This is a genomic window from Clostridium sp. KNHs214 (assembly GCF_000744935.1).
Classification (GTDB): Bacteria; Bacillota; Clostridia; order Clostridiales; family Clostridiaceae; genus Haloimpatiens.
On record NZ_JQMW01000013.1, the window covers coordinates 147,206 to 159,931 of the forward strand.

Annotated in this window: 7 protein-coding genes and 1 rRNA gene; 2 read left to right on the forward strand and 6 right to left on the reverse strand. The window is 31.8% G+C overall.

The window, feature by feature from the left end; genetic code table 11:
* Positions 1–90: 90 nt before the first annotated feature.
* From CC89_RS16255 to pckA, 4 genes are all read right to left on the reverse strand, one after another.
* Positions 91–1,601: ribosomal RNA gene (locus CC89_RS16255) — 16S ribosomal RNA — on the reverse strand.
* 969 nt (positions 1,602–2,570) lie between these two features.
* Entirely contained in the window at positions 2,571–3,389 is an 819-nt protein-coding gene (locus CC89_RS16260; RefSeq protein ID WP_035293973.1) for an undecaprenyl-diphosphate phosphatase, read from the reverse strand.
* A 189-nt stretch (positions 3,390–3,578) separates the two neighbouring features.
* Positions 3,579–4,718 carry a transglutaminase domain-containing protein gene (locus CC89_RS16265; protein WP_051931916.1) on the reverse strand — a complete coding sequence of 380 codons (1,140 nt, stop codon included), beginning with the start codon at positions 4,716–4,718 and terminating at the stop codon, positions 3,579–3,581.
* Positions 4,719–4,804: 86 nt separating this feature from the next.
* Complete coding sequence (gene pckA, locus CC89_RS16270; protein ID WP_035293974.1) at positions 4,805–6,379, reverse strand: phosphoenolpyruvate carboxykinase (ATP); 1,575 nt, start codon at positions 6,377–6,379, stop codon at positions 4,805–4,807.
* Positions 6,380–6,832: 453 nt separating this feature from the next.
* Here pckA and CC89_RS16275 point away from each other — a divergent pair, with 453 nt between their 5' ends.
* Positions 6,833–7,678: a YitT family protein gene (locus CC89_RS16275; RefSeq protein WP_035293975.1), complete on the forward strand. Its 846-nt coding sequence runs from the start codon at positions 6,833–6,835 to the stop codon at positions 7,676–7,678.
* A gap of 51 nt (positions 7,679–7,729) precedes the next feature.
* Here CC89_RS16275 and CC89_RS16280 read toward each other — a convergent pair whose 3' ends face one another.
* On the reverse strand, positions 7,730–9,886 hold the full coding sequence (locus CC89_RS16280) for a Tex family protein (protein WP_035293976.1): 2,157 nt from the start codon (positions 9,884–9,886) through the stop codon (positions 7,730–7,732).
* Between the two features lie 172 nt (positions 9,887–10,058).
* On the opposite strand from CC89_RS16280, the gene CC89_RS16285 reads away from it, so the two are divergent.
* Complete coding sequence (locus CC89_RS16285) at positions 10,059–11,435, forward strand: M28 family metallopeptidase (RefSeq protein WP_035293977.1); 1,377 nt, start codon at positions 10,059–10,061, stop codon at positions 11,433–11,435.
* Positions 11,436–11,504: 69 nt separating this feature from the next.
* Here the strand turns inward: CC89_RS16285 and prfB are convergent.
* Positions 11,505–12,606 (reverse strand): peptide chain release factor 2 gene (gene prfB / locus CC89_RS16290; protein ID WP_185750790.1). Its coding sequence is split into 2 segments (ribosomal slippage): positions 11,505–12,527 and positions 12,529–12,606, totalling 1,101 coding nucleotides; the frame shifts between segments, so codons are not numbered across the junction.
* Positions 12,607–12,726: the final 120 nt, after the last annotated feature.

The window sequence follows — 12,726 nt, forward strand, 5'->3', positions numbered from 1 at the left end:
TTGCATTTTGGTCTCTCAAAATTAAACAGAGATATCAGTGAATTTGTCATAATTTATGAAAAGGTGACTTCCTTTTCATGTTCTCCTTAGAAAGGAGGTGATCCAGCCGCAGGTTCTCCTACGGCTACCTTGTTACGACTTCACCCCAATCACTAATCCCACCTTCGGCCGCTGGCTCCTTACGGTTACCTCACGGACTTCGGGTGTTACCAGCTCTCATGGTGTGACGGGCGGTGTGTACAAGGCCCGGGAACGTATTCACCGCGACATTCTGATTCGCGATTACTAGCAACTCCAGCTTCATGTAGGCGAGTTGCAGCCTACAATCCGAACTGAGATCGGTTTTTGAGATTTGCTCCACCTCACGGTCTTGCGTCTCTTTGTACCGACCATTGTAGCACGTGTGTAGCCCTAGACATAAGGGGCATGATGATTTGACGTCATCCCCACCTTCCTCCTGGTTAACCCAGGCAGTCTTGCTAGAGTGCTCAACTTAATGGTAGCAACTAACAATAGGGGTTGCGCTCGTTGCGGGACTTAACCCAACATCTCACGACACGAGCTGACGACAACCATGCACCACCTGTCTCCAAGTTCCCCGAAGGGCACTACCGTGTTTCCACAGTATTCTTGGGATGTCAAGTCTAGGTAAGGTTCTTCGCGTTGCTTCGAATTAAACCACATGCTCCGCTGCTTGTGCGGGCCCCCGTCAATTCCTTTGAGTTTTAATCTTGCGACCGTACTCCCCAGGCGGGGTACTTAATGTGTTTACTGCGGCACCGAGGTTGGACCCCCGACACCTAGTACCCATCGTTTACGGCGTGGACTACCAGGGTATCTAATCCTGTTTGCTCCCCACGCTTTCGTGCCTCAGCGTCAGTTACAGTCCAGAAAGCCGCCTTCGCCACTGGTGTTCTTCCTAATCTCTACGCATTTCACCGCTACACTAGGAATTCCGCTTTCCTCTCCTGCACTCTAGATGCCCAGTTTGAAATGCAGCACCCAAGTTGAGCTCGGGTATTTCACATCTCACTTAAACATCCGCCTACGCACTCTTTACGCCCAGTAAATCCGGACAACGCTCGCCACCTACGTATTACCGCGGCTGCTGGCACGTAGTTAGCCGTGGCTTCCTCCTCTGGTACCGTCATTATCGTCCCAGATAACAGAGCTTTACAACCCTAAGGCCTTCATCACTCACGCGGCGTTGCTGCGTCAGGGTTTCCCCCATTGCGCAATATTCCCCACTGCTGCCTCCCGTAGGAGTCTGGACCGTGTCTCAGTTCCAATGTGGCCGATCACCCTCTCAGGTCGGCTACGCATCGTCGCCTTGGTAAGCCTTTACCTTACCAACTAGCTAATGCGCCGCGGGCCCATCTCAAAGCGGATTGCTCCTTTGATTACAGAACCATGCGATTCCATAATTTTATGCGGTATTAATCTCCCTTTCGGGAGGCTATTCCCCTCTTTGAGGCAGGTTGCCCACGTGTTACTCACCCGTCCGCCGCTAATCCATCCCCGAAGGGATTTCATCGCTCGACTTGCATGTGTTAGGCACGCCGCCAGCGTTCGTCCTGAGCCAGGATCAAACTCTCAATTTTAAGAATTTAATCTCAAACTCAAATTCACTGACTTTATGATTTACATCTTTATCTCTGTTTAATTTTCAAAGACCAATTTGTGTCCTTCAACGAATAATATTCTATCATCTTAGATATACTTTGTCAACAAAATTAAAATATTTTTTTATATTTATTTTATAGCATATTTATGATTATCCCACAATAAGTATTACATTGCTTGAATTATGAAATTTCTCTGGAATGACTTGCATAAGAAGCGAAGGAACTATTTAAATTTAATTTTAGAAATTCTTCTTTTAGACAGATAAAATTATCGTAACCCTTAAAAGGACGCCAGGCTAGCGAACCTGAGGCAGGACGCTGAATGTGAGCGTTAGATAATTTTATATGGCTAAAAGATTAGAATTTCTTAAATTAAATTTATTGTTCCTAGCTCTTATGCAAGTCATGGAGGAGAAATTTCATAATTCCATTACATTCTACCTTATTGTGGGTTAATCATATTTATTACTTACAATTATCTTCTCTAAACAATTATTTTTATCTATAATATTCATTTAATTATTCAACTTTCGCAGTTATAAAATAAAAATATAAAATTTAAAATAAAGAATAAAATTCTTTTAGAAACTAACTATAATTTGAAATTTGCAGGTAAGTAATAGGTAATATCTAAGAAGTAAGAGTTAAGGATAAAACTCAAGGAGTTTTTTATAATTAATTTGTAAGTAACAGGTAATAAGTAATAGTTGTGGTGAAAATTCAGCTTTGCTGAATTTTTTTAAAAACTCTTACCTTTTACCTATTAGTTCTTACCTTTTCACTATTACTTATTACTTTTTACCTACTCTTCAAATTCCTATTTTACATTCTAAATTTTAAATAGAATTCCAATGGAATCCTCCAAATACTTTTTAATTCTTTTAATATTCTATTATAATTGTAATTTTTCTTTGTTTTATCAATTAAACTTAAAGCAACATAATTCTAAACTGTAATAATATGTGCAAATGATAATCCTAATAGTAAAACTCCAACTATTATTCTATAAATAGCAAAAACTTTCATAGGTTTTTTCTGTAAATATTCTATAAACTTGTCCACTACAATTAATGCCACTATAAAAGATACCAAGAATCCTACAGCTAAAGCCACTATCTCCGAAATACTTAATACAGCTTTATATTTTAATAAACTTATTCCTGACATGCCTATCATGGTAGGTATAGCAAGGAAAAAAGAAAATTCTGCTGCTGCCACCGTAGAAAGTCCACTAATCCAAGCTCCTATTATAGTAGATGCAGATCTAGACATTCCCGGCCAAAGTGCTAAACATTGAAAACAACCAATTTTAAGTGCTTGCACTAATGTCACATCATCCATATCCCTAGTATAGTAATTTTTTCTATGTTTATTCTCAGCATATACCATCCATATTCCACCAACTACTAATGCTGCTGCTACAGTTGGAATACTAAATAAATGTTCTTCTATTTTCTTATGAAAAAGAATTCCCAGTACTCCCGACGGAACACAAGCAACTACAATGTTTACCCAAAGCTTAAATCCCCATTTTCCTGGTGCAAGATTCTTGAGTGACTTCCATATTTTATTCCAATACAAAACTACTATAGCTAGTATAGCTCCTAACTGAATTACTTCAGCAAACATTTTAGAAAAATCATTATTAAAATTTATAAAATTTTGTACTATTATCATATGTCCAGTAGATGATACAGGTAAAAACTCTGTTATCCCCTCAACTATTCCTGTTATAATAGCCTTTAATATAAGTATTAAGTCCATATTATTTACCTCCAATATTTTAAAAGCTCTTCTTGTAATACTTTAATAATTATACAATACATAGCTAAAACAATTCAACCAATTTATAAATAGAATTCTAACCTCCACATGAAATTTTACCTCCATTTTACTACCTAGGAACGTAGCAGTGTTTATCTAACAATTTAAAGGCTATCATATATTTTTTTGTTATTTGTGTAAATTATAATTTATAACTACTTCTCTTTGAACCTTTTCCTTATCCATCGAAAGCTTTATTGTATTTTTCCCTTCTAATAAAGTCATTTCAAAGTATTTATTTACTTCTTTCCACTGACCACCATTTATACTTATATAGTATTTTTCTTCCATTACGCTATCCTTAAATACTCCTCCATACAAATGCACTTTTTCTTTATCCTTTTCTTTATCCTTTTCACTTTTTCTTTCTGAAAATATCAATGTTGGAACAGTATCTTTTTTCACTGCTTTTTCAGACTGATATTTTATTTTAGGAGAAATATTAAATAGAACCTGTTTATCAGTAAAAATAGTAGGCTTTATTAAAGAATCTTTTATATAAATCTCTGGTAAATCTCCTTTATTTATATAAGTTATAAATGAATTACTTTTTCTTATGCCATATATACTATTATCTATAGGAATAGTATAAGAATATAAATATTTTTTTAGATTCTTTATATATTTTTTAGAGTCACTTCCACCCAATATTTCTATATTATCATCTCTCTTACTTATAACTTCCATTACACTTATAGGTTCCCCCTTATTAGTTATATAGTGTAAATTTGAAGGATCTAACATTATCCACTTATTGTATTTATCACTCCATACTTCACATACAAAATGATTATACTTCTTCTTATCTTTATTAGCTTCTTTAACTCTTAATTCTCCCTTTCTAACATTTAACCCAGCCGCTGTGGCTACTTCTGTATATATTGAGCAATAATCCTGATCATTTATAGTTATTGTATTTTCTTCAGCTTTTTTTATTGTTTCAATAGCAAAATCTTCATTGCTCATACTATTTGGATTATATTTCACTTTTTCACCCAACCATTTCATAATAACTAACGCTTTTTTCAAATCATCTTTTTCATTTTTAACTAACTCCTTAAGTTTAAAAGTTTCTTTTAAATTTTGAATATTCATATCTGCTTTATCTTGGTAATAAAATTTAATGTTACCTTCAGAGTATAAATTGTCCCACTTTTCTACACTGACTTTATTCTGATTAGACTTTACAAATCCATATTTATTAAAAGCTACTGCTACTATGGCCACTAATAAACCCATAAGTAAAATTTTTAAAAACTTATTCTTCATTCTTGCCCCTCCTTATATAAAAATAAACACCGAAAATATATCTATACTATATTTTCGGTGTAAAGGCTTCATTACTTTAAAAAGTTTTATACTCTAGGAGCCGCTTTTTTTATTTCATCTGGTACATTTTTAAATTTTTTAAAGTTATTTTGGAATTTTTCAGCTAATTCTTTAGCTTTTTTATCATATGCCACTTTATCTTCCCATGTATTTCTAGGATTTAATAATTCTGAAGGAACATTTGGACATTCTTTTGGCATAAGAACTTTTAGTACTGGATGCTCCTCATATTCTGCATTTTTCAATTTTCCTTGAATAGCAGCTTTAACCATGGCTCTGGTATATTTTAAATTCATTCTTGGTCCTACTCCATAACCACCTGCTATCCATCCTGTGTTAACTAAATATACATCCGTATTGTATTTCTCAATTTTTTCTCCTAGAAGTTCAGCATATACTGCTGGATTCATAAGCATAAATGGCTCTCCAAAGCAAGCTGAGAAAGTAGCCTTTGGTTCTGTTATTCCTCTTTCAGTACCGGCAACTTTGCTTGTATAACCTGACATAAAGTGATACATAGCAGCTTCTTTAGATAACTTTGATATAGGAGGTATAACACCAAAAGCATCAGCTGTTAAAAATATAACTGTGTTAGGTTGTCCACCTATGCCGTCTAACTTTGTATTTTTTATATAATCTACAGGATATGCACCTCTTGTATTTTCTGTAAGAGATCCATTATCATAGTCTGGGTTTCCATCTTCATCTAATATAACATTTTCTAGAACAGAACCAAATTTTAATGCTTCATATATTTCGCATTCTTTTTCCTTATCTAATCTTATAGTTTTAGCATAACATCCACCTTCAAAATTAAATGTTCCCTTATCACACCATCCATGTTCATCATCGCCAATTAATAATCTTTCTGGATCTGCTGATAAAGTAGTCTTTCCTGTACCAGATAATCCAAAGAATATAGAAGTATCTCCAGCTTCTCCTATATTAGCTGAACAGTGCATTGGGAATACACCTTTGTCGGGCATTAAGAAATTCATTACTGAGAATACTGATTTCTTTATTTCTCCACTGTACTTTGTTCCACCAATTAGCACTATTTTTTTATCAAAATTTACTAAGATAAATGCTTCTGAATTTACTTTATCTTCTTTTGCATTAGCTTTAAATTCTGGTACAGATATTATTGTAAATTCTGGTTTATGATTTTTAAGCTCGTCCTTATTTAATCTTCTAAATAATTGATTTGAGAATAAAGCTTGAGATGCCAATTCATTTACAACTCTTATTGGAAGGCTATATTCTTTCATAGCTCCTACGTATCCATCAAAAACAAATAAATCTTTGTCTTTTAAATAATCCATAACTTTATTATATAAATTATCAAAAACATCTTCAGTTGTTGGTAAATTAACTTCTCCCCAATTAATTTTATCTTCTGTACTTTTTTGTCTAACTATAAATCTGTCTTTAGGAGATCTTCCTGTGTATTTTCCTGTCTCAATAACTAAGCAACCCTTGTTTGAAAGTTTTCCTTCGCCTCTTTCTAGTGCTTTCTCTACTAACTTTGGTACTGATAAATTTCTAAAAACATTTTTTGTTGTCTGTATTTTTAATTCTTTTAACTCATCTACGAAACTCATTTCATAGCCTCCTTATCAAATGAATCTTGGATCCAAGAATTGTATTTTTAAACATTTACACTCTTTTACTTTACCATCATGCAGGAAAAAGTGCAATATTCAAAATACCCTTTTATTCATAAAAAAACCTCTTATATTATTAGAATATACTTTTTTCTTTATTTATGATGTATTTTCTACTTTTATGCTATACTTTTTATGCAAAAATATATCTTTATAAATTTATATTACATATTAAATATATTTTCATTTATTTGTATCTAAAAACGAAATATAATTTAATTACATTGTTATTTTTTTTGCAATATCTCCTTCAATTTCAAGAAAAAAAGCAAAACCATATTGTTATGTAATACTTTTTATGCTAGTATAGTATTCGCTATGAATATATTTTATGATATTGATATTTTATATTTCTAATACTTAATGGAAAATCGATTGGAGATGATTCATATGAAGAAAACAATTAAAGATTATATTCTTTTAACAGCTGGATGTATTTTATTTGCAATAGCTATATCAGCCATATTAATCCCCAGTAAAATAGGTGCTGGAGGAGTAACAGGTATTGCTACTTCCTTAAACCAGTTATTTGGACTTAAAGTTGGTATGGCATCCTTATTAGTAAATGTGCCTTTATTTCTATTTGGTTTTAAATTATTAGGAAGAAAATTTGCTATACGAAGTGGATTCATAGTTTTTCTTTCCTCTGTACTTATAGATTTTTTAAATTTACATTATAAATTCAAACCATTTGATGATGTATTACTAGGCTCAGTATTTTGCGGAATACTAATAGGTGTAGCTATAGCTCTTATATTTATGGCTGGCGGTTCTACCGGAGGACTAGATATATCTGCTAAAATAATAAACGCAAAGTTCCCAAGCCTTCAATTATCCACCATATTGTTAGTGGAAGATATATTAGTTTATTTACTAGTTGCCTATGTATTTGGATTAAATTCAGTACTATATGCATTTATATTAAGTTTTACTAGAACTAAAACTATGGATATCATTCAAGAAGGTATCTCCTCAACTAAACAATGTATAATAATCTGCGACAAAGCGGATAACTTAGTAAAAGAAATTCAAATAAAACTTTTAAGAGGAGTTACTGTACTAGAAGCTAAAGGAAGCTATTCTAACACGAATAAGAAATTTATTTATGTAGTAATTCAAAAGAATGAATTATCACAACTTAAAGAAATTGTGCGTTCCGTGGATCCAGCTGCATTTACTACAGTTTCCCCAGTAACAGATATTCTTGGAAAATACAGAAATCAAAATGAAGTTTAAAAAGAGATTATTCGACTCTAGAAATTAATTTCTAGAGCCGTACAATCTCTTTTATTTTTTCATTGTCAAAGAAATTCTTTTTCTCTTTTCATCCACATCTAAAATTTTAACTTCAACTATATCCCCAACCTTTACTACATCCAGTGGATGTTTCACAAATTTATCTGACATTTGACTTATGTGAACTAATCCATCTTGATGAACTCCTATATCCACAAAAGCTCCAAAATCAGAAACATTTCTTACAGTTCCAGTTAAAATCATGCCTGGCTTTAGCTGATTCATGTCTATTACACCTGATTTTAAAATTGGCTTTGGCATTTTCTCTCTTGGATCTCTTCCAGGCTTTTTAAGTTCATTTATTATATCTTGTAATGTTAGAACGCCTATTTCCAACTCTTCTGCTAAGCTTCTCATATTTTTATTCTTTAATTTTTCATCAACTTCTTTTAATCCACCTTTTTTTAATTCCAACAAATTAAGTTCTAATATTTTAAGTAGATTTTTAGCAGCCTTATATGACTCTGGATGCACTGCGGTATTATCAAGAGGTTCATTACTTTCCATAACTCTTAAAAAACCTGCACATTGTTCAAAAACCTTAGGTCCAAGTCTTTTTACCTTTAAAAGTTCTTTTCTGCTGCTGAATTTACCATTTTCTTCTCTATATTTTACTATATTTTCTGCTATAGATGCACTTATTCCAGAAATATATGATAATAACGATGGAGTGGCTATATTTAAGTCTACCCCCACATTATTAACACAATCTTCTACTACTCCCTTTAAGGATTCATCTAATTTCTTAGGTGTTACATCATGTTGATATTGACCTATTCCTATGTATTTAGGATCTATTTTTACTAGTTCTGATAAAGGATCCTGAAGTCTTCTTCCTATAGATATAGCACCTCTTAAAGATACATCTATATCTGGATACTCTTTAGCTGCAAGCTTAGATGCTGAATATACAGAAGCTCCAGCTTCAGAAACTATAACATAGTATAAATCCTTTCCTTTCTCCTCATTAACTTCTTTAATAAGCTGTACTATAACTTCTTCTGATTCTCTGCTGGCAGTTCCATTTCCTAAGGATATTACGTCCACATTGTATTTGTAAACTAAATCCTTAAGTTTTTTAATAGAACCCTTTATATCATTTGCAGGTGCTGTAGGATATATTGTAGCCAGGTCTAACATTTTACCTGTATCATCTAATAATGCAATTTTGCATCCTGTTCTAAACCCTGGGTCATATCCTAAAACTACCTTGCCCTTTATAGGTGGTTGCATTAAAAGGGATTTCAAATTAGCTTTAAATATATTTATTGCAGATACCTCTCCTTTATCCTTCAGTTCACTTCTTATTTCCCTTTCAATGGAAGGATATATAAGTCTTTTCAATGAATCTCTTATGCTATTTTCAATATATGGATCTGTAACGCTATTTCCTTTTAAACATTGTTCCTTTAAAAAACCTACTATTTTTTCTTCATCACACTGTATTTTAACTGACAATATTTTTTCATTTTCTCCTCTATTTATAGCTAATATTCTATGAGGAGGTATTTTAGAAACATCTTCTTTATAATCATAGTACATTTCAAAAGGAGTGTTTTCTTCACTTTCTCCTTTAGTTACTATAAAGCCATGTCTATTCACAAAATTTCTTATCCATTTTCTATAATCTGCTTCATCAGATATTATTTCACTTATTATATCCATGGAACCTTTTAGTGCTTCATCTTCATTTTTTACGTCCTTTTCTTCGTTTACAAATTCTCTGGCATATTCTAATATACCTCCTGTAATTTTTCCATTTAAAATAGCTTCCGCAAGAGGTTTTAATCCTTTTTCCTGGGCAATAATAGCTCTTGTTCTTTTTTTAGGTTTATATGGTCTGTACAAATCTTCTACTTCAGTTAATGTATCACATTTTAAAATATACCCTTTTATTTCATCCGTTAACTTTCCTTGCTCATCTATACTTTTTATTACCACTTCTTTTCTTTCCTCTAAATTTCTTAAATAAAGGAGTCTCTCATAAAATTTTCTAAGCACTTGATCATCTAAACCGCCAGTTCTTTCTTTTCTATATCTCGCTATAAATGGCACTGTATTGCCTTCATCCAACATGCCAATTATATTCTCAACTATATTGAGATTTATATTAAATTCTTTGCCTAATTTATTATTTATATTCTCCATAGTTACCTCCAGTTATTTATTTTCATGTACCTAAGCTACTATATAAGTTTAAATTAATTTAATGATTTTTACAACATTGCAATAGAAAAAACTAGCACTTTAGCCATAGTTATATCATATTTTTAAAATTATATACATATTCATATACAAACATTAATATAGAGAGGTTACTATGAAAAAATTAAAAAATATTCTTAGTATATTCTTATTATTTCTATTTACTATATCCTTCTTATTTAGTTTTAAAACTTATATATGCATTAATAAATTTAATACTAATAAAGTCATAAAACATATAGATTACTTATCTTCTGACCGATTGCAAGGTAGGCTACCTGGTACATTAGAAAACCGCATAGCAGAACAATATGTGAAGTCTCAGTTTAAAAATTATAAACTTCAACCTTTAGATAAAAACTACTTACAATCATTTAAAATTAAATACCCTTCAAAAATTTACAATAAAACTCCATATTTAAATGTAGTTGATAAAAATAACCGTGTAGTTAAAGAGTTTAAGTATGGAAAAGACTATAAAGAAGATATGCTTAATTTCAAAGAAAATAATATAACCTTTACTAAAGACAATTGTAATTTTAGTAGCGACGGTGTAAGAGCAACTGCTAAAGAGTCGTCAGTTGTTTTTTATTGTACCTCAAAAAATTTAGATTTCAGAAGCTCCTTTATGATAGATGCTCCTGCTAGTATGTATATAATGATAACAAAAGACACCTTATCAGAAATTTATAATTACATTAAAAGTGGCTACGCTTTAAACTGCTACATTCCCTATACTATTAAAGATACCTATGTAAATAATGTCACTGCCAAAATAGAAGGCAAGGACAGAAATCTACCTCCATTAGTTTTATCTGCTCATTTTGATCATGTAGGAGCGGATTTATCTGGCACTGTATATAACGGAGCCTTAGACAATGCATCTGGAGTAGCTTTTATTATAGAAATGAGTAAAGTTATACAATCTTTGGGCAAACCTAATAGAGATATAATTTTTACTGCATTTAATGGTGAGGAATTTGGTTTTGTGGGCTCTACAGCTTTTGTAGAAAAGTATTCTACAGAACTTAAAGGAAGTAAGGTATTCAATTTTGATATGATAGGAGGAGATACCTCTGTCCCCCTTTGTATAATGGGAAGTAAGAAAGATTCCTATAACAATGAATTTTTAAACTCTATTTCCACCACCTGCTCTAATGAAAAAATTAATTTTAATAGAATGTTTGAAGATGCTAGTGATCACAAACCTTTTAGAGATCATAATATAGATGCAATAACCTTTTGTGATAATGACACATCAAAAATTCACACTCCAAAGGACAATGTTGAATTTATAAAAGAGGATTCTATTACAAGATGCTTTAGCGTGGCTTCTAAAGAAGTTTTAAAATATTCATTTAGAAATAATCCATTTATAATTTACTACAAAGTATTTATGATAGTATCTTTCACTGGAATAATTGTTGTCACATGCTATTTTATCTATGGAAGAAAAAAGTCATCATCTAAGCATAAACAAAATATCAAGTAATTCTAATCTTAAATTGAAGTTTACTTAAAATGAATATTAAAAATAGAGTAAACCTGTATAGGGTTTACTCTATTTTTGAGCTAAATATCCTATTATAAATTCATCAATTTCTCCATCCATTACGGCATTTATATTTCCTGTTTCCACACCTGTTCTATGATCTTTTACTAAATTATAGGGATGAAATACATAAGATCTTATTTGACTTCCCCATCCATTATCCTTTAATTCTCCCGTTAAATCTTCTATTCTTTCTTTATGTTCTCTCTCTTTAAGTGCTACTAATTTAGCCTTTAATATCTTCATAGCTGTTTCTTTATTAGTATGTTGACTTCTTTCATTTTGACATTGAACTACTATACCTGTAGGCAAATGGGTTATTCTTATAGCACTTTCAGTCTTATTAACATGCTGTCCACCAGCTCCTCCAGAGCGATAAGTATCTATTCTTAAATCCTCACTTCTGATTTCTATATCCTGACTTTCACTTAACTCTGGAAGTACTTCTACAGATGCAAATGAAGTTTGCCTTTTACCATTAGCATTATAAGGAGATATCCTAACCAACCTGTGTATTCCTTTTTCTGCATTTAAATATCCATAAGCAAACTCTCCTATAACCTTAACTGTAACTCCCTTTATGCCTGCTTCATCTGCAGGTATAAAATCTAGCACTTCTATTTTAAACCCTCTTGCTTCACACCATCTTTTATACATTCTGTATAACATTTCAGTCCAATCCTGAGCGTCATTTCCCCCAACTCCTACATGTAATGTTAAAATAGCATTATTCCTATCGTATTCCCCGGATAATAGGGTCTGTATTTTCATATTATCTATATTGTTTTTTAGCTCTTTAATTTCAGATTTTATTTCTTCACAAGTAGAATTATCCTCTTCTTCTACAGATAATTGTATCAGTGTATCTAAATCTTCAATTTTAATTGTTACAGAATTATACCACTCTATTTTATCTTTTATTCCTTTGCACTTTTGAGTTATTTCTTGTGCATGTTCCATGTTGCTCCAGAAATCTGGTTCCTGCATCTTACTTTCACATTCTGATAATTGATTTTTAAGTTCTGCTAGGTCAAAGAGAAACACTCACTTCATCTATTATTTTTCTCATCTCTTTCACTTCTTCTATAAACTCTTCATATTGTATTAACATATTTCTAACCTCTTTCTTTAAATAAATTTATTTTAAATAGCTGTTTTTCAAAATTAACATGACATTTCTATATCATGTAGTTATGCGGTTCACTTAATCAAAATTGAGTTAGAAATGAAA

Excerpts from the sequence above, each read along its gene's own strand:
- CC89_RS16280 (WP_035293976.1), bottom strand. The coding sequence starts at position 9,886 with ATGGAGAATATAAATAATAAATTAGGCAAAGAATTTAATATAAATCTC.
- CC89_RS16285 (WP_035293977.1), top strand. The coding sequence starts at position 10,059 with ATGAAAAAATTAAAAAATATTCTTAGTATATTCTTATTATTTCTATTT.
- pckA (WP_035293974.1), bottom strand. The coding sequence starts at position 6,379 with ATGAGTTTCGTAGATGAGTTAAAAGAATTAAAAATACAGACAACAAAA.
- CC89_RS16275 (WP_035293975.1), top strand. The coding sequence starts at position 6,833 with ATGAAGAAAACAATTAAAGATTATATTCTTTTAACAGCTGGATGTATT.
- CC89_RS16260 (WP_035293973.1), bottom strand. The coding sequence starts at position 3,389 with ATGGACTTAATACTTATATTAAAGGCTATTATAACAGGAATAGTTGAG.
- CC89_RS16265 (WP_051931916.1), bottom strand. The coding sequence starts at position 4,718 with ATGAAGAATAAGTTTTTAAAAATTTTACTTATGGGTTTATTAGTGGCC.